Origin of the sequence: Geomicrobium sp. JCM 19039 (assembly GCF_000698145.1) — a bacterium.
Taxonomy (GTDB): domain Bacteria; phylum Bacillota; class Bacilli; order Bacillales; family Marinococcaceae; genus Geomicrobium_A.
Genome location: NZ_BAXB01000011.1, coordinates 36777 through 58662, shown reverse-complemented (window position 1 = coordinate 58662; position 21886 = coordinate 36777). Strand labels below are relative to the sequence as shown.

The following is a 21886-nucleotide window of genomic DNA, read 5'->3' as shown; positions in this document are numbered from 1 at the left end:
GGCACAGGTCAGGAGCGGGCGACTCATTCTACAAAAAAAACCGAAAACGAGTATCAAAAAACTGATGCCCGCTTTCGTCGTTTAATTCCCATACTTATTAAGAATCCGGTTCACTGCCGGTACATACATTTCACCAAACATCATCACATGAACGAGCAAGAAATAAAGTTGATACACGTCAATCGCTGAAGCGCTTGGGGCTCCGATCGCCTCTTTGTATAAAGCCCAACCGTCTTCAGGGAATTCGCCGAACAACTGAATCATCGCCACGTCATAGGCCGGATCACCGTAAAAAGAACACGGATCAATAAGGTATGGCAATCCGTCTCCATCATACACCCAGTTTCCTGACCATAAGTCTCCGTGCAACAATCTTGGCGATGCAGGCTCATCAATTAGATCAGATAACCGATCGCTTAAGCGACCCAACTGTACAACTTGTTTTTCACTAAGCTTATTCGCTCGTACGAGCAGTTGCTTTTGTACGAGTAACCGCTTTTCCCGGAAAAAACAAATCCACGAATCGTACGTGCCATTCGGTTGCTCAACTCGACCGATGTAATGATCTTCTTCCAAGCCGTAATCGTTTGCTTCGTGAAGGTGCATCTTAATTAGCTCACTGGCAAACGCCTCGGACTGAAGCGTCGCTTGCCCCCCATCCACCCACGCGGTAAGAAGAAACTCCTCGTTTTGGTCGATAATGCGAGGCACTCGAACACCCGCTTCATCTAATCTACGTAAACTATTGGCTTCTTTTGCTAACGCGTCAGTGGGACCGCTATGCTGTTGTTTTAAGCAGTAAAAGTGACCAAATTGATCGGTAAGCTTTGAAACGGTCTGCCAGTCGTTTTTACTCACACGTTCTGATTGTACAACCCACTCAAATACGTTCATTACGATACGAGCCACCGATTTCGAACATCCGCCAACAGATTCTCACAACTCTCAGAAATGAGCGCATACACTTCCTCAAAATCCCCAGTAAAATAGGGATCAGGCACATTTTTATCTCTTTGCTCGGGTAAATAATCGAGCAATAGAGAGATCTCGACGTCATCTTCAACTTTCCGCATGTTTTGTAAATCTGAAAAGTTTTGCTCATCCATTGCAATGACGAGATCATACTGCTTTAAATCATCTCTCGTTACTTGCCTGGCAATCAAGTCATCGTGTGCGATCTGCTTTTGTTTTAGAAGCCAAGCGTTCCTTCGTGGGCATGCTTTCCAATGTGCCAATGACCTGTACCTGCAGAATCAATTTCGACTTCATTTAAAAGACCAGCTTCGCTTACTTGACTCCGAAAAATTGCTTCTGCCATTGGCGAACGGCAAATGTTGCCTAGACAAACAAACAACACAGCTACCATAGAAAAAACTCCTTTCTAACCGTATAAATTGACTAATAACCCTTCAATCTGTCCCACTTGTTGCAAAATATGCAAGTGTGGTCGTTCAGCATCCAATATGTCTCTCGACAAGTCGAGTAACTTTTGATCTACTTCTTGTACGAGTAGGTATGTCTTCGATTGCCCGCGATGATTAAATCCCGATTGCTGCTTCGCATCTAACCCTTCATCAACGACTTCTTTTACAAACCCTTTGACTAATGCCTTATACGCCTGAAGTTCTTTTAACGTTCTGTTTTCAGCAAGGCGAATGCCTTGTTCTTTTATTTTGGAGAATGATTCATTCAAACGTGCGACGTACTGATCCATCTTCTCTTTAGCGAGTATGTTTTGAAAACCATTTGATGAGTTCGCCCTTGCCGCACGGGTTGTATGGCGTGCTGGAATGGTTAGACTTGCCTTCGTGCCCACTCGTTCAATGTCCATGACAGAAACTCCTTTACTTCTTGGCATCCTCTCTTTACTATATCGGTCATTCGTGTTCAAAATCAACAGTAAAGAAATTGGACTTGTTCCAAACGTAATTAGGCTTTACAATAGAAGTAATGAATTTAGTGGAGGGATCGAGATGCCTCGCAAACGTATCTTCCAAAAGGTCATCATTTATACGATGATTTTTGTACTCGTTGTCGGCACATTCTTTGCCGGAGCAGCTTCATTTATGTAAGGATAATGTTCATACAAAGAGGCATGAAATGTTCCCATTTCATGCCTCTTTGTTTTGTTTATTCATATAAGAGATTCAACTCCCCAGCAATCGTAGCGATTGACTTGTGCTGTTCAGCGCCTACCCACACGCGTGTTCCGACAGGGGCTTGGTCAAATAAACGAATTACATCATCGTTACGTAAACGAATACACCCATTGGAAACATACTCAGATATTTTTTCAGGTTCGTTCGTTCCATGAATGCCATACATTCTACCGTCCGTTCCTTTAGCGTCAAATCCAAGCCAGCGACTGCCGAGTGGATTATCCTTTGATCCACCTTCAATGTCGAGCTTTCGGTAATACGGATCCTTCGCTTTAACAATGAGCGTAAATTCACCTTCAGGCGTTAAATCCTTCGTGCGTCCAGTGGCTGCAGGAAACACGTCTTGTACGTTCCCGTCATTGATCCAACCGACTTCATTACTCGCCTTGTTTACAATAATGTATGGGTCTCCTTGTTCAGGGGGCACGTCCATCGGCCACAAAGAAGACATCAATACGGTAATGATCAGTAAAACATTCACGAATCTATGACACCTCCTATGAAGACACGCCTTTTCTTTTGAGTTTCTTCTTTTTCTTAATCATATGTGTTCGATTCTCATCGGGTTTAAACATCTGCTTAATCGTCAAATACTCTTCCATCTCATGAATGATGTAGAAAAGCGATGCGCGTGTCGTAAACTCAACATGATTTTTCGGTAATTGGTGTTCTGAGAAGTTATGTCTAAGCACATCCAATTCCTCTAAAAAATGACCAGCCGTATTGCCTGGGTTTACTGCACCACTTAATCGTTTTAAAAATGACGCCATCTGTTTCCCTTCTGACGTTGTTTCCAATGTCGAGATAAACGGCAGAATGCGTTCGAGGATGGCCAACTGCTTCTCTCTCATATCAAAGTAATGATAAAAATAGTCATCATGACGCAAAAAATGATTGTCAATCGCCCGAAGTGCCTTCGCTTTTCCGTTCTTAATTAAATCCCCCGCAGCGTTAGTTCTTTTCCATCCCAATCATCATCTTTGTTATAAAGATATTTGGAATACTCTTTTAGTATTCGTTCAAAGTATTCCTCTAACTGAATCTGATCCTCATAAATATCATCATCTAAACTAGGCATATACAAATTCATGATGAGTCCTACGGTAACCCCAATGACGATAAGCAAAAATTCATTCCAAAGGATTGTAAATGATACTGTACCTACCGTGTAGATATGGAGCAAGATGACAATACTCGTTATAATGCCGTCAATGGCTTTTAAATTTAAGTAATGCTGGGATGAACAAAACGATGAGTACCGCTAAAGATAGCGGATGATAACCTAGCACCTCAAAGATTACTACGGCAAAGAACAACCCCGTCATCGACGCTACAAAAAGTTCCCAAGCTTTCCGTAACGACCCTTTTTTCGTACCGCGAATGCAAAGTACAGTTATAATTGCAGCAGCAGCAAAAAAGTCTAAGTTTAGCCACTGTGCAATAAAAATTGCTACCGCTGCACCGATGGCTGTTTTTAACGTGCGATACCCAAAAAACACTTGTTCCCGTTGCACAAGCTTCACGTTTGCGCAACAGTCCCCCCCATCTTCACCATCTTTAGTTATGATGCATCCAGATTCGTTTTGCTATTCAATAAAAAAGCACGTCAGTATACTTACCGAAAGGAGAGCAACAGCTATACATCCTCAAAAGCTAATTTCTTTTGAGGAAGCTGAAACGTTCGCCGATGGAAAGCATTTGCTGATCGTGCTTCTAATTTATTGTATGTATGGGTACTCGCCCACTCATGGTACTGATTGGCGCGCCTACAGGATTCGAACCTGGAATACGAGAACCGGAATCTCGCGTGATATCCCTTTCACCATAGGCGCATGAAACAGACAACTTATATTATATTGGAATATAAGAACGTCTGTCAATCATATTCTAGGAATCTTTCTGATTTTCTTCGCGCTCTTCTAACATTTCATGAAAACGCTCATTAATCTGCTCATCTGTATACCCTAAAGCAGTAAGACGTTTTGTAATGTTTTGCGCCCAAAGCTTCATACGTTCGTTCATTCGCTTATATTTCTTTACTTCTGGACCTTTACGTATCTCTTTCGCACGGTTGGAAGAGTTGGATGCAATGCTTTCCACAACGAGTAGGCCTTTCCACAAATTCTCCTCTTCCAAGTCTTGTCCTTCTGCTTGTAAATAGTCTGTGACTTTCTTGTAGTACGCTTGGAATTCTTTAAAGTCAATTTCTTCTTCCATGTTTAAGTAATCTTGTACTCGTTCATACAGTTCATTCATCATTCTTTAATTCGACTCCTCTATCTACATCATGAAAGCCGCTAAGAAGCGGCTCAGATTGTAATTAACAATGGTCATCAAAAGCTTTTTCAAGTTTTTGTACAACTTCAATAGGCTCATGTCCTTCAATTTCGTGACGCTCAACCATCATTTTAATTTCTCCATCTTTCACTAGTGCAAAGGATGGTGAAGATGGTCCAAAGCCTTTGAAATAAGAACGCGCGTGATCTGTTGCTTCACGGTCTTGTCCTGCAAATACGGTTGCAAAACGGTCAGGCTTTGTTTCATAATTTCTCATGTACGCCGCTGCCGGACGCGCAATCCCACCTGCACAACCGCATACTGAGTTTACCATAACTAGAGTTGTTCCTTCTTGCGTAAGTGTTTTATCAACATCTTCTACGGATCGTAAATGATCGTAGCCAGCTTCAGACATTTCTTCACGTGCAGCGTTGACTACATCGTTCATAAAATATTGAAATTCCACGTTGATGCCCCCTTTAATCAATCTTTATACATTGTAACGAGTTCGAGGGAAAAACTCAAATCTCTTGCTCAATTTACTCGTGTGAAAATGACTCTAGTTCGTGTTTAACATCTTGTAAAAATCGGCCTGCAGCTAAGCCGTCGAGAACTCGATGATCAATGGATAAACATAAGTTCACCATTGAGCGAATGGCAATGCTGTCATCTTTTTGTACGATCGGTCGTTTGACAATCGATTCTACCGACAAAATCGCAGCCTGTGGGTGATTAATAATCGGTACCGATTGAATCGACCCAAAAGATCCGGTGTTGTTAATCGTAAACGTACCCCCCGCCATATCCGTGTTGCTTAATGTATTGCTTCTCGTCTTATCGGCGAGTTCATGCAACTTCCGCGCAAACCCATTCACGTTTAACTCATCTGCATGATGGACAACCGGCACGAATAATGCATCGTCAGTGGCGATGGCGACAGAAAGATTGATCTCTTTCTTGTAGACGATTGCATCCTTATCCCACGTTGCATTGAGCACAGGGTGTCTTTTTAATGCTTGTGCAACGGTCTCCATAAAGAATGGCATGTACGTTAACGAATAGCCTCTTTTTCTTTCCAAGATCCTTTAATGCGCTCACGGTAACGAACGAGGTTCGTCACATCGACTTCAACCATCGTCCAAGCATGAGGGATTTCTTGAACACTTTGCGTCATGCGATTGGCAATGGCTTTACGTACCCCACTAACCGGCACGCGCTCGTCACCTGCACGTAAAGACTGGGGCTCTTGGCGCTGTTCGCTCACATCCGATGGTGCTGATTTTGCTTCTTGTTTTTGCGGTGCGCTCCGAGTTGCGCTTCCTGCTACATATGCTTCTACATCTTTACGGGTGATCCGTCCACCGCGACCTGTCCCTGTAAGTTGCTGCAAATCGATGCCATGTTCCCCTGCGAGGGCAAGAACAGCTGGAGAATAACGAGTTTTCATGGACGAATCCCCAGTTTGCTCTTTCGTGCTCGGTGCTTCTTTAGGCTCTTTGTTTTCACGTTCTTGCTCACGTTCTGGTCCTTCTTCATCATTTGTTTCAATATAAGCAATCAGATCGCCAACAGCAACCGTTGTGTCTTCTTTCACGACGAGCTCTTTAATGGTCCCACTAAAAGAAGAAGGAACTTCCGCGTTCACTTTGTCCGTCGTCACTTCAGCGAGTGGGTCATATTTATTCACTTGATCGCCTACTTCCACGAGCCAACGATCGATTGTCCCTTCAGTTACACTTTCGCCCAGTTGCGGCATCGTAATTTCCTTCGCCATCCGAACCCCTCCTAGAACTCAGCAAGTTCTTGAATTGCTGATTGGATTTTATCTTTTGTAACAAGAAATTGTTTCTCAAGCGGCGACGCATAAGGCATTGCAGGAACATCTGGCGCTGCAAGTCGCTCTACAGGGGCGTCGAGGTCAAATAAACACTCTTCAGCAATAATAGCTGCAACCTCACTCATAACGCTTCCCTCTTTGTTATCATCTGTGACCAGAAGGACTTTACCTGTTTTCTTAGCAGCATCAACAATGGCATCTCGGTCCATCGGATACACGGTTCTAAGATCAAGGATATGTGTGCTTATTCCTGTTTCTTCTAACTCCTTCGCCGCTTGTTCGGCAAAATGGACGCTCAGTCCGTACGTAATGACCGTCACGTCTTCTCCTTCTTGCTTGAGGGCAGCTTTGCCGATGGGCAGTGTGTAATCCTCTTCTGGCACTTCACCTTTTAAAAGGCGGTACGCACGTTTATGCTCAAAAAACAAAACCGGGTCTTCATCTCGAATGGCGGCTTTTAAAAGACCTTTTGCGTCATACGGGCTTGACGGAATGACGATTTTAAGACCCGGAATACTATTAAACATCGCTTCCATCGATTGAGAGTGATACAACGCCCCGTGGACCCCTCCGCCGTATGGCGCTCTTACAGTTAATGGTACGTGAAAGTCGTTGTTTGATCGATAGCGAATCTTTGCAGCTTCTGAAACAATTTGATTGACAGCAGGCAACATAAAGTCAGCAAACTGCATTTCAGCAACCGGCCTCATCCCATACATCGCAGCGCCAATCCCGACACCGGCAATCGCTGATTCTGATAAAGGTGTATCAAGTACACGGTCGCCAAATTGTTCGTATAAACCTTCGGTTGCAAGGAATACGCCCCCGCGCTTGCCGACATCTTCACCGAGAATGAAAACCTTTTCATCTCGCTCCATCTCTTCTTTGAGTGCAAGATTAATTGCTCCGAGGTAATTCATCATCGCCATAAGAAAATCCTCCTCTATTGATCATACACATGCAACATCGCAGATTCTGCATCAGCATACGCCGCTTGCTCTGCGTGATCTGTAGCTTCATCAATTTCTGTCTGAATCTGTTTATGGATGGTTTCTTCTTGTTCATCGGTGAGCAACTTCGCATCTTTCAAGTATTTCGTGAATGTCACAATTGAATCTTTTTCTTTTGCCGCTTTCACTTCTTCTGCTTCTCGATACGTTAGCTCGTTATCATCGCTAGAATGGGCAGTCAATCGATACGATACGGCTTCAATCAACGTTGGCCCTTCTCCTTTTCTTCCGCGTTCCACTGCCCGGCTTACAGCTTCATAAACCGCTAATGGATCGTTTCCATCGACGGATACACCATCCATCCCATACCCTGCGGCACGATCGGCAATGCTCTCACAGGCGAGTTGACGATCAGCTGGAGTTGAGATTGCATATTTATTATTTTCACAAAAGAAGATGACGGGTAAATCGTGTACACCTGCAAAATTCGCTGCTTCATGAAAGTCTCCTTGGTTTGAAGAGCCCTCCCCAAATGAAGTGAGGCAAACAAAATCTTTCCCTTCCATCTTGCCAGCTAGTGCATAACCTACCGCATGAGGCACTTGGGTTGTCACCGGTGATGATCCGGTCACTATGCGAAGCGCTTTGCTACCATAATGCCCAGGCATCTGACGTCCACCTGAGCTAATGTCTTCAGCTTTTGCAAAGTTAGCCATCAAGATGTTTTCGGTCGTCATACCAAAGTGCATGACCATCGCCATATCTCGGTAATATGGAAGCAAATAATCTTTTTTGCCATCAAGTGCCATCGCGGCTCCTACTTGCATCCCTTCATGCCCTTGGCAAGAAATGACAAATGGGATTTTACCCGCACGATTTAATAGCCATAATCGCTCATCTACTTTCCTTGCTCGAATCATAGATTCGTACATATACAAAACGTCAGTATCAGATAATCCTAACTGTGCATGCTTGGATGCGGACATGTAAATGCCTCCTTTTAGAAATGAATCGCTCTCGAATCAATGGCGAGTGCAGCTTCTTTCATGACTTCAGAAGATGTTGGATGCGGATGAATCGTCTCGGCAATTTCAACGCCAGCTGCATCGACAAACAAAGCTAAAGCCGCTTCGCTAATGAGCTCAGTCGCATGAGAACCGATGATGTGAACACCTAATAAATCGTTGTTGTTCTGATCCACAATCACTTTACAAAAACCTTCAGCATCCCCATTTATGAGCGCTTTTCCAATTGCTTTAAAAGGGACTTTTTCAGTCACAATCTCATACCCTTTATCTTTCGCCTCTGTTTCTGTAAAACCAATCGCTGCTGCTTCCGGTGCACTATATATACAACGCGGAACATAAAAACTGTTCAACGGGGCAGGGTCTAGGCTAAACATATGCTCAACCGCTGTCACGCCTTCATTGGACGCGGCATGCGCTAGCTCTGGGCCCAAAACGATATCCCCAATCGCATAAATATGATCTTCTGCGGTTTGACCGAACGTATTCACGTTGATTTTTCCTTGTTCACTTACGATGTCTGTGTTTTGTAGACCAATGTCTTGAATGTTGCTCTCTCTGCCGACAGAAACAAGCAGCCGCTCTGCTTCATAGTCACTTCCATCATCAGCTTGGACACTCATTTTGGTGTCTTTTTCCGTGTATGTAGATACATCGATGGAAGTTCCGGTCACGATGTTGACGCCTCTTGCTTTTAGTTGCTTTGTCATCTCGAGCGCCACATCTTCATCTTCGGTCATTAGAATTCGTGGAGCAGCCTCAATGATGGTCACATCCACGTCAAAGTCGACAAGCATTGACGCCCACTCTGTTCCAATCACACCCCCACCTACGATGACGACAGAAGCAGGTAACGCTTCTAATTCAAGCGCTTCATCTGACGTCATGATGAAAGGAGATTCGGCGTTTAATCCTGGTAGATGACGCGGTTTAGAGCCTGTCGCTAAGATGAGATTCTTGGGTACGAGGATGGCATTTTCTTGGTCCCCAGACAATTCAACAGAAATACTACCAGCACTCGGTGAGAAAATTGACGGGCCGAGCATGCGGCCGTATCCTTCATAAAGATCGATGTTGTTCTTTTTTAGAAGGTGAAGCACCCCTTTTTGTAACTGATTGACAATGCCATTCTTTCGTTTTTGTACTTCTGCAAAATTAAGTGTGATCCCACTCGCTTCCACACCAAACGTTGCTGCCTCTTTCATTTCTCGATACACGCCTGCGCTTTTTAGGAGTGCTTTACTCGGAATACAGCCCCGGTTTAAGCACGTGCCACCAACCGTACCCGCTTCTACGATTGCGACCTTCTTCCCTAACTGCGCGGCGCGAATGGCGGCAACATAGCCACCCGTTCCAGCTCCAAGTACGACAAGATCATATTCTACAGTCATAAGAATCCTCCTCCCAGAAAGAAACTACTTATGCAAATAGGTTTTTTGTACAGCACCAATGCTTCGAATTCTTTCTTCAGCCATGCGATCTGCGGTTGATATGACGGGATATTGTCTCGCTTTGACACTTCAAATACTCTCGTCATTGAATGATACAGCTCTTCGACTTTTTTCATGACACGCTCTCGGTTGTATCCAAGCAATTCATCATACACATTGATGACGCCACCAGCATTTATGACATAGTCAGGTGCGTAAATAATGCCTTTCTCATGCAAAACGTCTCCGTGACGTTGCTCTTTTAGCTGGTTATTCGCTGCACCCGCAATGACTGCACTTTTTAATCTTGAAATTGTATCGTCATTAATGACAGCTCCAAGCGCACAAGGAGCAAAAATATCACATTCTTGATCATAAATATCTTCTGGGGCAACAGCGGTTGCATTCCATTCGTTTACCGCACGGTCCACTGACGGTTGATGAATGTCACTTACAATCAGCTTTGCTCCTTCTTTGTGTAAGTACTTTCCAAGTTCAAACGATACATTGCCGACTCCTTGCATCGCTACCGTTCTCTCTGAAAGTGAATCGGTCCCGAACGCTTCCTTCGCCGCTGCCTTCATCCCAACGTACACACCATAAGCGGTTACAGGTGAAGGGTTCCCTCCTGATCCAAACGCTTTTGACTTTCCGGTTACATAGTTGGTTTCTTGGTAAATGGTGTCCATATCCGCTTCTGTTGTCCCCACATCTTCAGCCGTAATATACCGGCCGCTTAACCCTTCAATGTATCGACCAAACGCACGGAACATGCCTTCATTTTTATCTTTACGCGCATCGCCGATAATGACAGCTTTCCCACCACCTAAGTTCAAGCCAGCCGCTGCATTTTTATAAGTCATTCCTTTCGCTAGACGCAAAACATCACGGAGTGCATCTTCTTCGTTGTCGTAGTTCCACATTCTCGTCCCACCTAAAGCAGGACCAAGTGTTGTATCATGAATGGCAATAATCGCCTTTAAGCCAGACGTCTTCTCCTGACAAAAGATCACTTGCTCATATTGATCGGTTTGCATCTCCTCAAACAATTCCATCGTCCATTCCTCCTCTTACGTTGAGCTTCTTGTTGTCTATAGTAGTTGCAAAAACTGTGCCAACCGTTATGTCTAGAAATTCGCCAAATCACCCTGCAGAATATTGCACATGCGCAAATTATTGCAGGTCACTTTCTGCAAGCTGGTGCTTCTCCAACTTATAATATAGATTTCTTATCGAGATTCCAAGCGCTTTTGCTGCCTGCGTCTTATTTCCGAAATTTTCTTTCATTGCTTCAGCGAGCAGCTGTTTCTCATATACACCTAATTGCTCGTCTAACGTCCCTCCTGTTTTACTGGATGTTTGGAGCGTACGAGACGAAGGTTTTTGCATGAGTGAAGATGGAATCTCTACATTGTTCATCACCGCTGAACGATAGTCTAAATGGATAAGCGCCCGTGCGATCACATTTTCTAACTCTCGAACATTCCCTGGCCAATCATATCTTTGCATGCTTCTTTGATTTTGTTCAGTAATGGACTGGACGAACCTTCCGTACTCACTGTTTAGCTTCTCTAACAAATGATGGCTAAGCGGCTCAATATCCTCTCTTCGTTCGCGAAGGGAGGGAATATGAATTGGCATCTTATTTAATCGGTAAAACAAGTCAGAACGAAAATCACCATCGCTCATTGCCTCTTCTAATTTCACATTTGTTGCTACAATGACGCGCGTATCAATGGGGATCGACTTCGTACCCCCAACGCGTACAATCTCTTTCTCTTGAAGGACTCTAAGAAGCTTCGCTTGCATTGGCTTAGGTAACTCACCAATCTCATCTAAGAAAATACTACCTTTATGAGCTTCTTCAAACAACCCTCGTTTTCCTCCGCGTTTCGCACCACTAAATGCTCCTTCTTCATAACCGAACAGCTCACTTTCTAACAAAGAAGGAGCTAAAGCGGCACAATTCACACGAATAAACGGCTCGTATTTACGGTTACTTTCATTATGAATCGCGTGTGCAAACAATTCCTTACCTGTGCCCGACTCCCCTCGTAAGAGTACATCAACCGGAGTATTCGCACTTACCCTGGCCTGTTCTTTAGCTAACATGAGGGCATCGGAGTGGCCAACAATGTCATCAAACGTGTATTTAGCCTCTAACGTGCGTATTCGTTGCTTTGCCTCTTCAAGTTGAACGGTAAGTTCACGAATTTCGGACACATCGTGCAAAACACCTACGCTACCTTTTAACTCTCCATTCACGAGGATAGGAGCTACGTTTACAATCACATCCCGACGGGCAATGCCTACTTTCATTTGCGTACCACGCACAGGCTTACGAGTACGTAACGCTTTCATATGCATGCTTTCGCCTTCAGCAATGTCTTTCGTTGCAGGTTGTCCAATCACTTCTTCTTCTTTTAATCCAGTTAACCTTGTGTAAGCTGGATTAATCATAAACCCTGTGCCTAGTTCATCTACGACGGAAATGGCCTCATCTGATGAATGGATAATCGCTTGTAGCATACGTTGAACACTTTTCAAGTTCGTAATTTCTGCTGTGATTTCTACATGCTCGGTAATGTCTTTAAATACGGACAATGCACCTATACAACGTTGGCCATCCCAAAGAGGAACACGTGTTGTAATAATTTGCTGACCGTTTTCAAGTTGTTGTTTTTGGTGATGCTCGCTTTGTTTCGTTTCAACAACTCGAGGCAAGCGACTGCTGGGCATGTCTTGGACGAGTGGTCTTCCAAGCATTTGCCGTGCGCTTAGACCTGTCATCGCTTCTGCGCTAGGATTAAAAACCGTCGTCATACCCGCTTCATCAATGGCAATCATCCGTCGTGGGTAGATTGTAAAATCGCCCGGTGCAAGCGTTGGTTTGCATCTTTCTCTGTGAGCATTTGGTAGAGTAAATTACAGACGTGAGCGGGCACAATCGCAGCGGTATGACGAACATGATTTTGCAATGATCGAAGCGCTTCTGTGTCTCCTGTCGCTTCAAAAATAACATCGGGTTTGACATCTTCATATAAAGCAATTGCATCCGTTCCCGTTTGTATGTTCTGCTGTTTAGCTAAAACAATTCCTGGAGCGTGTTTATTTAAGTCTGCAACGGCACACACTCGCATCTGTTCATACTGCAACAGTAGATGGTACAACGCCGTCCCTCCACGACCTGCCCCGACAATTAACGCTTTCTTCACTCCATTCACCCGCCTCACTTAACTACGTATCCTCTCCCTCCACTATCCATGAACTTTTAAGAATACGCAAGTAAGCACCCAAAGACGAGTTGTACGATTTGTGCTATGATAAGAGCGTACACTTTTGCTGTAGGAGGGTCTTCTTTTGCGCCTAATTGCCTTGATCGTCTTACTCATTCCTGTTTTTCTCGCAGGTGTGGGTATTAAGTGGATGCGGGATGTTGTTTTCGCTGTCCAAGTGAACCCTTTCCCGAACTTCACACTACAATTTATTGCCGGGCTCTTGCTATTTGTCCTTGGCATGGGCTTTATTGGTGGGTTTATCTTTCATCGTGATCGTAAAAATGGCAAACTCGCACCACGTTTCCAAAACAAAAAAGAAGCGACGAATGATTAATACCATCCGTCCGCTCCAGACATAAGCGCTCTATTTTTTATCCACTCTAGTGGATCTTCTCGTAATCCTGCGCCTAATAGAGAAGCGATTGAAGTTAACGAATGAATTCGCTTCTCTTCCATTAGAAATAAAAGCCCCATTTCTGAATCGTCAATAACCCTTCGATCTGTTAACGTCCACACAGCCCCACTCGTCATTTGTAATGCGTACAATAACGCTGTACTCATTGATGACCCGGCCCCTTCATGAATTCGATAACTAAGCTCCCTTTTCTCTGCTTCCATAACTGATGCTGTGTCTTCTTTAGCAAGATGAAGCGTACGATTTTCATGAACACTTTCATATAAAGTGATCGCATCCATTAACGTTACTTCCCCAAACACCATGTCCGGCCTTATGCTGCGCTTTCTAAGATCTGGAACGATATCGTTAACAGCTATGATGATGGGCGCAAGTTTCCGAATGTACTTTTTGATGATTGTAAGATCACGTAAAACGTTCGCATATCGCTCAACGATGAGAATGGGCCGATCAACCATAGCTCATTCGCCAATTTCATGGAGCGAAGCGCCTCTCCCATATGTACCAATTTTTGTTCAACTGTTCGTTGCTTCTCCCATACTTCCCTTTGTTTTGCACTTTCTATTAGTCGCTCCACACGTTCTGGGTCATAATATTTAATATGACCTAACATGTCCCATTTTCCCGATCTTCGAATGTGCAATGAACCATTTTTCACGCGTACTTTACGGTTTTGCTGAATCTGCTTTACATCACCACGATGCACCAAATCAAACACAGGAATATGATTGGCAATCAGTTTTTTTACACCTTGATGCCACTTTCTCCCCGTTAATGACGCTCGTGCATTAATGACAGCAACGGTTCGTTTTTCTATGAAATCAAGTGCTCTTAGTTCTGTAATGTCCTCCTCTTCAATCACAACAATTCTTTGATAAGGAATCTCTTCACGGTTTGTCGTCAGTAGCCGACACACAACGTCTTCAATCATTCCGACAAGCATGTTTCAAACCTCCTCCAGACATGTTCCTCCTTACTATGCCCGAAGCCGATATAAATCATCAAAGATAAATAAAGAACAGCCCTTCATGCGGACTGTTCTTTTCGTTCTTGTCGACAGCAGAAGAAACGTTAAGCTCTTTGAAGTTCTCTTTACGTTAACTTACCTTATGTTCAATTCGTAACTTATCAGCAACCATCGCGATGAATTCACTGTTGGTCGGTTTCGCTTTTGACATACTGACCGTATAGCCAAAATAATGTGAAATCGAGTCAATGTTTCCTCGACTCCACGCAACTTCAATGGCATGGCGAATCGCTCGTTCCACGCGGCTCGCCGTCGTGTTAAATTTCTTGGCAATGTCTGGGTAAAGCTCTTTCGTAATGGAGCCGAGTAACTCAATATCGTTATAGACCATCGTAATGGCTTCGCGCATATACATATAGCCTTTAATATGCGCAGGGACGCCAATTTCGTGGATGATATTCGTAATTCTTTGATCCAAATTTACGGTCGGCTGTTTAATGGTATTATAACTACTTCTCGTGTGTGAGACGTTCATATGTTCCGTTTCAACACCGTTTAACTCGCGAATCTTATCAATGAGTACTTCCATATCAAACGGCTTAAGAATATAGTAAGAGGCGCCGAGACCGACGGCTTTCTTCGTTACATCTTCTTGACCAAATGCGGTTAGCATAAGAACTTTTGGCATTTTTGGTAATGCCTTTTTCTGTAAACGCTCTAATACTGCCAACCCGTCTAAGTATGGCATAATAATATCAAGTATGAGTACGTCTGGTTCTTTCTCTTCTACGAGCGTGATACAGTCTTGACCGTTATAGCTGATGCCTGAGACTTCCATATCTTCTTGATTCGAAATGTATTCCTCGAGCATCTGCACCAACTCACGATTATCATCTGCAATACAAACTTTAATTGAATCCAAAATGGGTCCTCCTCTGCCTCATGTGTTATTATGGTTTTGGGCTTGTTGTTGTAATTTCGTTTCTCATATGGAATTATCCTTTAAATAAACAGAAAATCAAGGTAATTTCGGAAAATCCGTTATTATCATCCAACAAGTTACAACATTCTAAATAATTCGAGGGCAAATGTCGAATTTTGTCGTTTTTCTTATGTATTGGAAAGGCAGCTGTTCAGCTAGCCTTTCTTTCATCATTTTCTAGAGGAACACCGGCTTCTTGCAACATCCATTCAATATGGGAACCGTACCCAGATGACGAGTCATTCACAAATACATGGGTAACTGCACCAATAATCTTTTCATCTTGAATTATTGGGCTGCCACTCATCCCTTGAACAATGCCTCCGGTTTTGTCTAATAGCCGCTCGTCTGTAATCCGTATGACCATTCCTTTTGTTGCTGCGTGTTTTTGCGGTGATGACCGAACAATTTCAATGTCGAATTCTTCTACGGTTTCATCTTCCACCACTGTTAATATTTTCGCTGGACCCTCTTTAACTTCATCCGCAAAAGCAATTGGCATAGATAGTCGTCCTTCATTTACAAGATCATGACCGTGATGCAACACCCCGTAAATACCAAACGTATTGTTTTTAGTAATGGTACCTAATACGTGTTGAGAAGTCGTTAATGACGCTTGTTTTTCACCTGGTATTCCATTTTTGCCTTTAGCAATTGAACGTACGGATGACCGCACAATTTCTCCTTTGTGAATCGCAACAGGCTCTTTCGTATCAATGTCTGAAATCACGTGGCCTAACGCCCCGTACTTTCCAGATAATGGCTCATAAAACGTCATCGTTCCAACGCCAGCAGCAGAGTCGCGAATATACATCCCCAATTGACCGATGCCTTCTGAAGCGGTAATGCTTTGGTCAATCGTTTTTGTTAACGTCTTTCCATTACGAATCACTTCCACTTCAATTGGCTGCGCTTCATGGGGCGCACGAAGGATTGTAGCGACTTCATGCATATCTTCAACCGGTTGTTTATTTAATTTAACGATGATATCCCCTTTTTGAATACCCGCGGATTCGGCAGGTGATTTCTGACCATCCATCGTTTCAATTAAATGAAATCCTACAACCAATACCCCTTTTGCGTTTAATCGAACGCCAATTGACTGTCCGCCAGGAATGACTTCAATACGTTCTCGACGGTCTTTGTGAATCTTCTTTACCGGAAAGTCTCCGGCAGCCACTGTAAACGCTGCTTCATCTTCGGTATGAATAGAAAATAATGACGGTAACGAATCTTTAACTTCATCAATATTTGCATCAACCGGTACACTCACTTGCTCAGGCAACATCATCCACTGTTGAATCGGTGTTGAAAAACCGATCGCAACGAGGGCTACTAAAACAATTGTACCGATAATCTTACGGTATCTCTCGCTGTTCACATCATCTCACACTCCTAACTCCCGACCGTACTTTTAGTACGTACTTATAATGTTGCCTCTCTCGGACGTTTATATAACTGGCAAAACACAAAAAACCGACCACAAATGGGCGGTTTTTTTAGGAATGGCAATATTTATAGCGGTATGATTACGCTTTTTTGCTTGAGAGCATCTCTCTTGCCGTTTCTTTCGTGTTGGTTGTGATCTCTGAACCAGAAAGCATTCTTGCCAATTCGTCAATTCTTTGATCATCGTTTAGTTCCTCAACTTCGGTGGAAACTCGATTGTTGGTCTCTCTTTTTTTAATGTACATATGTGTGTTCGCTAACGAAGCGACTTGAGGTAAATGAGTGATGCAAAGCACTTGTGACTCATTAGAAATTGCATAGATCTTTTCACCGATTGCACCAGCAACTCTACCGCTAACACCCGTATCCACTTCATCAAAAATCAAAGCCGTGCGCTCTGATCTGTCGGTTAGGATACTTTTTAATGCAAGCATAATTCTTGATATTTCTCCACCAGAAGCCACTTTTGAAAGCGATTTTTCTGGCTCCCCTGGATTGGATGACAAGTAAAATTCCATCCGTTCCAAACCTTCTTCATTTAGCGTAAACACCTCTTCACCTTTTTCGACAATAATGCCGCGACGATGAGGTTGAAATTGAACCGTAAAACTTGTTTTCTCCATAAATAAATCTTTCAGTTCCATTTCAATGGCTTCTTTTAATTGCTTCGCCGCATGCTTTCGCGACTTAGAAAGTGATTGCGCAAGTGATAATGCTTGAGCTTTATGGGTGTGGAGATCCTTCTCGACAGATTCAATTTTTTCATCTAAGTTACTCAGTTCTTCTGCTTCTTTTGTAATTCGCTCTGCATAAAGAAGGACTTCCTCAATTGTCGATCCGTATTTACGTTTAAGGTGATTGATCTCATCCAATCGATTCGATATAAAATCAAGCCGATTAGGGTCATAATCGAGTTGTTCGACATGATCGCGAATTTGAAATGTGACTTCTTCTAGCATGTAGAAGTTGTTCGTTAACGAATCATTTATCTCTTCAAGGGATTGATCAATACTCGCAGATTCTTGAAGGGCGACCATCGCTTCACGTACGAGTTCTAATCCTTTTTCATCACCGTAAAGGGCTTCATATGCTAGTTGCATTTGCGAAAAGAGCTTTTCCATATTGGCCAATTTGTATTGTTCTGCCGTCAGTTCTTCATCCTCTTGTTGCTTGAGCTTCGCCTCTTTAATCTCTTCCAACTGGTATTCAATCAGATCCAATCGTTGGACATTTTCACGGTCATTGTCCTTTAAATGCGATAACTGCTCTTCAAGACCCATTACTTGGCGAAACTTTTCCTCATACTGCTGCTTCTTCTCATACAATTGATCACCAAAAACCCATCGACCATCGCACTATGTTTATCAGGCTGTAACAAATCTTGATGCTCGTGCTGACCGTGAATATCAACAAGCTGTTGTCCGATCGCTCGCTGCATTGTTAATGTTACAAGCTCACCATTAATTCGACAGACGCTTTTGCCTTTCTCATTGATTTCTCGCTTTAGAATGATCATATCATCTTCTATATCGATCCCGGCTTCTTCTAACACATTGACCACTTCGTGTTCGGAATGAATGCGAAAAAGACCTTCAATCTCCGCCTTTTTTGTGCCATGACGAACGAAGTCAACAGATGAGCGTCCTCCAGCAAGTAAACCTAGTGCATCAATAATAATTGATTTACCTGCACCCGTTTCTCCGGTTAAAACCGTCAACCCTGAAGAAAAGGATAGGGTTAAGCGATCAATAATTGCAAAATTACGTATCGAAAGTTCTTCCAGCATCTCAACCACCTCGATCTATTACAACATATCTAAAAATCGATTCGAAATTGCAGGTGCTTGTTCGGCATCCTTACATATCATTAAAATGGTATCATCGCCACAAACCGTTCCCATAATTTCATCCCAATCTAAATGATCAATTAATGATCCAATCGCTTGGGCATTTCCTGGCAATGTTTTCATAACGATAAAATGATTTGTCTGGTCAATACTTACAAAGCAGTCAAACAGGTTTCTTTTTAATTTTTGTTCAGGATTGAAGCGTTGGTCTGCCGGCAAACTATATTTGTACGTACCATCTAGTGTAGGAACTTTTACGAGGTGTAATTCCTTAATATCTCGTGACACCGTAGCTTGGGTCACATTAAAACCTGCCGCTTTTAATTCATCTACGAGATCTTCTTGTGTATCAATGACCTTCGTATGGATAATCTCTCGAATCTTTACATGTCGTTGACCTTTCGTCACGCTCTCTACCTCCTTATTCACGCAAGGGAAATACACACACATTAGTTTTCCCGTTCTTTAATGATAATTATACTGCTGTTTGTATAAATAAACAAATGTTAGGGAATTAAGCACTGTGCGCATTTTTAATAACGAGAGCAATGCGTGACGCATCAATTTGACGCGAAGGATTGGCATTTTTTCGAAGGTGTAATAAAAACTCGATATTTCCGCCGGTCCCAGTAATTGGAGAAACATCAAGACCGATCGGTTGCAGACCACTTTCATCTGCAAAATTCAACACATCCTCAATGACCCGACGGTGTACATTTTTGTCCCGGACGATTCCTCGCTTACCGACTTCTTCTCTTCCAGCTTCAAATTGGGGTTTAACGAGAACAATGGCATCCGATTCATCTTCTATGATGCGCTGCATCGGTGGAAAGATGTGCTTTAATGAAATAAAAGAAACATCACACACGGCGAATTGGGGCAAGCCATGTGTGAAGTCTTCTTGATCCGCATATCGAAAATTCATTCTTTCCATAACCACGACCCGGTCGTCGGAACGAAGCTTCCAGTGCAATTGATTGTAACCAACATCAACGGCATATACTTGATCTGCGAGATGTTGCAAAGCACAATCAGTAAAGCCACCAGTAGATGCACCTACATCAAGGACAACTTTGCCTTCAATCGACACGTTAAAAACATCGAGTGCTTTATGCAGCTTCATGCCACCTCGGCTCACTTAAGGACACTCTTGACCTTTTACAAACAGTGGCGTATCTCTGTCGATCTTTGTGCCCGGTTTATCAATTCGCTCACGTTCGGTATGAACAAGCCCTGCCATAATTGCTCGTCTTGCTTTTTCTCGTGTTTCACTAAGTCCTTGCTCGACGAGCAAAATGTCAACGCGTTCTTTCTTACCATTCATATTGGTTACGCTCTTTTCTTTTTACTCGGAACGATTTCTTTAACGGTGTTAGCTACTTCCGTTGCGGTTAAACCTAACTCTTCGTAAATCAAGTCAACACTACCGTGCTCAATGTAGCGATCTGGAATTCCCATTCGCTTCACTTGCATAGACGCAATTCCACGGTCGTGCAGGAATTCAAGAACTGCACTTCCGAAGCCACCTTGTAAAGCAGCTTCTTCCAACGTTAAGATCGGACGGTTTTCCTCCCCTAACTTTACGAGCAACTCCTCATCAAGTGGTTTTACCGAGTTCGCATTCACAACCCGAGCGGATACACCCGTTTTTTGAAGTTGTTCAGCCGCACTCTTTGCAATTGGAAGCATCGTACCAAAGGTCAAGATCGTTACATCCGAACCTTCTTGTTCAATGTTCCATTTCCCGACCGGCACTGCTTGTAAGTCTTCGTCCATCGTGACACCATAGCCATTGCCACGAGGATAACGAACAGCCATCGGGCCGTCATCATTTTTGTAGGCTGTATAAATCATATGCTGAAGTTCATTTTCATCTTTCGGCATCAAAATCTTCATGTTCGGCAAGTGCCTCATGTAATTGATGTCAAATACCCCTTGATGTGTTTCCCCATCACCACCAACAAGACCTGAGCGATCAATCCCAAAGACAACGTTTAAATTTTGACGACAAACGTCGTGTACGAGCTGATCATAGCCACGTTGTAAAAACGTTGAATACACACCGAATACTGGCTTCATGCCTTCAGCTGCCATACCTGCAGCCATCGTCGTTGCATGCTGTTCAGCAATACCAACATCATACATGCGATTTGGGAACTTTTTGGCAAACTTGTCCAATTTTGTTCCGCCTGGCATTGCCGCTGTAATTGCAACAACTCTTTCATCACGCTCAGCAATTTTGGCGACAGTATCACTGAAAACTGCACTATAAGCAGGGGGACCCGCTTTCTTTTTCATGTCACCTGAGTCAATTGCATACGGTCCTGGTCCATGCCACGCACCGCTTGCATCTTCCTCAGCAGGCTGATAGCCTTTTCCTTTTTTCGTAATCACATGCAGCAACACCGGACCTTCCGTCCGTTTGGCATACATTAAGTTGTTATGAAGGTCATCAAAGTCATGACCATCAATAGGACCGTAGTACGTGAAGCCCATTTCTTCAAAGAACATCCCTTTGCTAAGCAAGTATTTAAGGCTGTCCTTCATTCGCTCTGCTGTGGAGCTAAGCGGCCCACCGAGTGCTGGAATCTTCTTGATTACGTACTCCAAGTCTTCTTTTGCACGGCGATAACCACCCGTTGAGCGCAAACGACCTAGCACATTGTGAAGTGCGCCTACATTAGGAGCAATTGACATTTCATTATCGTTTAAAATAACTGTCACATTCGTTTGCTCATGACCGATATGATTCAACGCTTCAAGCGCCATCCCACCTGTCAAAGCACCGTCGCCGATAATCGGCAACACGTGGTTGTTCTCAGACTTGAGATCTCTTGCAGCTGCCATACCCATCGCTGCTGATAATGACGTTGAGCTGTGTCCGGCTTCCCAAACATCATGCTCACTTTCGCTCATCTTCGGATAGCCACATAGACCTTGATACTGTTTAAGTGTATCAAAACGGTCTGCTCTGCCAGTCAGAATCTTGTGTACGTATGCTTGATGGCCCACATCAAAGATCAACTTATCCTTTGGGCTATCGTACAACTTATGGAGCATCAGCGTAAGCTCAACAACCCCTAAATTCGGGCCAAGATGTCCTCCTGTGACAGATAGCTTTGAAATGAGAAATGAACGTATCTCTTCTGCAAGTTGTGAGAGTTGCTTTTTTGAATAGCTTTTTAAAAATCCGGGATCTTGAATGGCTTCTAAGTCCATGCCTGATATCCCCACTTTCATTAAAAAAAATGTGTTTTTCATAGTATTTCCG

At 43.4% G+C, this 21886-nt stretch carries 21 protein-coding genes, 1 tRNA gene and 5 pseudogenes; 2 read left to right on the top strand and 25 right to left on the bottom strand.

Annotated features, from left to right (window positions below):
- Positions 1 to 81 precede the first annotated feature (81 nt).
- The 3 genes and pseudogenes from JCM19039_RS22105 to JCM19039_RS11935 form a co-directional block, all read right to left on the bottom strand.
- Positions 82 to 909, bottom strand: coding sequence for a fructosamine kinase family protein (locus JCM19039_RS22105; protein ID WP_152550194.1), 828 nt, complete (start codon positions 907 to 909; stop codon positions 82 to 84).
- Positions 894 to 1318 (bottom strand): annotated as a pseudogene (locus tag JCM19039_RS11940) (low molecular weight protein-tyrosine-phosphatase). The gene JCM19039_RS22105 and the pseudogene JCM19039_RS11940 overlap by 16 nt, the downstream one beginning before the upstream one ends.
- Before the next feature lie 63 nt (positions 1319 to 1381).
- Positions 1382 to 1831: a YaaR family protein gene (locus JCM19039_RS11935; RefSeq protein WP_042427416.1), complete on the bottom strand. Its 450-nt coding sequence runs from the start codon at positions 1829 to 1831 to the stop codon at positions 1382 to 1384.
- A gap of 142 nt (positions 1832 to 1973) precedes the next feature.
- On the opposite strand from JCM19039_RS11935, the gene prli42 reads away from it, so the two are divergent.
- Positions 1974 to 2072 carry a stressosome-associated protein Prli42 gene (prli42, locus tag JCM19039_RS24420; protein ID WP_193744223.1) on the top strand — a complete coding sequence of 33 codons (99 nt, stop codon included), beginning with the start codon at positions 1974 to 1976 and terminating at the stop codon, positions 2070 to 2072.
- Positions 2073 to 2130: 58 nt separating this feature from the next.
- On the opposite strand, the gene JCM19039_RS11930 is transcribed toward prli42, so the two are convergent.
- From JCM19039_RS11930 to JCM19039_RS11880, 13 genes and pseudogenes are all read right to left on the bottom strand, one after another.
- Complete coding sequence (locus JCM19039_RS11930; RefSeq protein WP_042427548.1) at positions 2131 to 2610, bottom strand: L,D-transpeptidase; 480 nt, start codon at positions 2608 to 2610, stop codon at positions 2131 to 2133.
- A 46-nt stretch (positions 2611 to 2656) separates the two neighbouring features.
- Positions 2657 to 3130: a hypothetical protein gene (locus JCM19039_RS23820; protein ID WP_052398748.1), complete on the bottom strand. Its 474-nt coding sequence runs from the start codon at positions 3128 to 3130 to the stop codon at positions 2657 to 2659.
- The gene (locus tag JCM19039_RS26545) at positions 3094 to 3342 is read right to left on the bottom strand and encodes an aromatic acid exporter family protein (protein ID WP_052398747.1); all 249 of its coding nucleotides are present in this window, start codon (positions 3340 to 3342) and stop codon (positions 3094 to 3096) included. The genes JCM19039_RS23820 and JCM19039_RS26545 overlap by 37 nt, the downstream gene beginning before the upstream one ends.
- 25 nt (positions 3343 to 3367) lie before the next feature.
- Complete coding sequence (locus JCM19039_RS26540; RefSeq protein WP_052398746.1) at positions 3368 to 3682, bottom strand: aromatic acid exporter family protein; 315 nt, start codon at positions 3680 to 3682, stop codon at positions 3368 to 3370.
- Between the two features lie 235 nt (positions 3683 to 3917).
- Positions 3918 to 3991, bottom strand: a tRNA-Arg gene (locus JCM19039_RS11920).
- 55 nt (positions 3992 to 4046) lie between these two features.
- Positions 4047 to 4418 carry a hypothetical protein gene (locus JCM19039_RS11915; protein ID WP_307190237.1) on the bottom strand — a complete coding sequence of 124 codons (372 nt, stop codon included), beginning with the start codon at positions 4416 to 4418 and terminating at the stop codon, positions 4047 to 4049.
- A 61-nt stretch (positions 4419 to 4479) separates the two neighbouring features.
- The gene (locus JCM19039_RS11910) at positions 4480 to 4908 is read right to left on the bottom strand and encodes a BrxA/BrxB family bacilliredoxin (protein ID WP_042427542.1); all 429 of its coding nucleotides are present in this window, start codon (positions 4906 to 4908) and stop codon (positions 4480 to 4482) included.
- 67 nt (positions 4909 to 4975) lie between these two features.
- Positions 4976 to 6210: pseudogene (locus JCM19039_RS11905) on the bottom strand (dihydrolipoamide acetyltransferase family protein).
- An 11-nt stretch (positions 6211 to 6221) separates the two neighbouring features.
- Positions 6222 to 7202: an alpha-ketoacid dehydrogenase subunit beta gene (locus JCM19039_RS11900; protein WP_042427414.1), complete on the bottom strand. Its 981-nt coding sequence runs from the start codon at positions 7200 to 7202 to the stop codon at positions 6222 to 6224.
- A 14-nt stretch (positions 7203 to 7216) separates the two neighbouring features.
- The gene (locus JCM19039_RS11895; protein ID WP_042427412.1) at positions 7217 to 8209 is read right to left on the bottom strand and encodes a thiamine pyrophosphate-dependent dehydrogenase E1 component subunit alpha; all 993 of its coding nucleotides are present in this window, start codon (positions 8207 to 8209) and stop codon (positions 7217 to 7219) included.
- A 14-nt stretch (positions 8210 to 8223) separates the two neighbouring features.
- Positions 8224 to 9639 carry a dihydrolipoyl dehydrogenase gene (lpdA, locus tag JCM19039_RS11890; RefSeq protein ID WP_042427410.1) on the bottom strand — a complete coding sequence of 472 codons (1416 nt, stop codon included), beginning with the start codon at positions 9637 to 9639 and terminating at the stop codon, positions 8224 to 8226.
- A 24-nt stretch (positions 9640 to 9663) separates the two neighbouring features.
- Positions 9664 to 10733: pseudogene (locus JCM19039_RS11885) on the bottom strand (Leu/Phe/Val dehydrogenase).
- A gap of 118 nt (positions 10734 to 10851) precedes the next feature.
- Positions 10852 to 12893 (bottom strand): annotated as a pseudogene (locus JCM19039_RS11880) (sigma 54-interacting transcriptional regulator).
- A 145-nt stretch (positions 12894 to 13038) separates the two neighbouring features.
- Here JCM19039_RS11880 and JCM19039_RS11875 point away from each other — a divergent pair.
- The gene (locus JCM19039_RS11875) at positions 13039 to 13290 is read left to right on the top strand and encodes a DUF2627 domain-containing protein (protein WP_042427408.1); all 252 of its coding nucleotides are present in this window, start codon (positions 13039 to 13041) and stop codon (positions 13288 to 13290) included.
- Here the strand turns inward: JCM19039_RS11875 and JCM19039_RS11870 are convergent.
- From JCM19039_RS11870 to dxs, 9 genes and pseudogenes are all read right to left on the bottom strand, one after another.
- Positions 13287 to 13673: a hypothetical protein gene (locus tag JCM19039_RS11870; RefSeq protein WP_193744222.1), complete on the bottom strand. Its 387-nt coding sequence runs from the start codon at positions 13671 to 13673 to the stop codon at positions 13287 to 13289. The two genes, JCM19039_RS11875 and JCM19039_RS11870, sit on opposite strands and share 4 nt — an antisense overlap.
- Before the next feature lie 53 nt (positions 13674 to 13726).
- Positions 13727 to 14314: a hypothetical protein gene (locus tag JCM19039_RS11865; RefSeq protein WP_042427404.1), complete on the bottom strand. Its 588-nt coding sequence runs from the start codon at positions 14312 to 14314 to the stop codon at positions 13727 to 13729.
- A gap of 154 nt (positions 14315 to 14468) precedes the next feature.
- Positions 14469 to 15260, bottom strand: coding sequence for a sporulation transcription factor Spo0A (gene spo0A, locus JCM19039_RS11860; RefSeq protein WP_042427402.1), 792 nt, complete (start codon positions 15258 to 15260; stop codon positions 14469 to 14471).
- Between the two features lie 211 nt (positions 15261 to 15471).
- Positions 15472 to 16701, bottom strand: a complete 1230-nt coding sequence (gene spoIVB, locus JCM19039_RS11855; RefSeq protein ID WP_042427400.1) for a SpoIVB peptidase — start codon at positions 16699 to 16701, stop codon at positions 15472 to 15474.
- Positions 16702 to 16849: 148 nt separating this feature from the next.
- Positions 16850 to 18094, bottom strand: coding sequence for a DNA repair protein RecN (locus JCM19039_RS11850; RefSeq protein WP_307190236.1), 1245 nt, complete (start codon positions 18092 to 18094; stop codon positions 16850 to 16852).
- Positions 18049 to 18555 carry an AAA family ATPase gene (locus JCM19039_RS27320; RefSeq protein ID WP_307190235.1) on the bottom strand — a complete coding sequence of 169 codons (507 nt, stop codon included), beginning with the start codon at positions 18553 to 18555 and terminating at the stop codon, positions 18049 to 18051. Before JCM19039_RS27320 ends, JCM19039_RS11850 begins: the two co-directional genes overlap by 46 nt.
- A gap of 18 nt (positions 18556 to 18573) precedes the next feature.
- Entirely contained in the window at positions 18574 to 19023 is a 450-nt protein-coding gene (gene ahrC / locus JCM19039_RS11845) for a transcriptional regulator AhrC/ArgR (RefSeq protein WP_042399390.1), read from the bottom strand.
- A gap of 106 nt (positions 19024 to 19129) precedes the next feature.
- Positions 19130 to 19939, bottom strand: a pseudogene (locus JCM19039_RS11840) (TlyA family RNA methyltransferase).
- A 5-nt stretch (positions 19940 to 19944) separates the two neighbouring features.
- Positions 19945 to 21834 carry a 1-deoxy-D-xylulose-5-phosphate synthase gene (dxs, locus tag JCM19039_RS11835; RefSeq protein WP_042427540.1) on the bottom strand — a complete coding sequence of 630 codons (1890 nt, stop codon included), beginning with the start codon at positions 21832 to 21834 and terminating at the stop codon, positions 19945 to 19947.
- Positions 21835 to 21886: the final 52 nt, after the last annotated feature.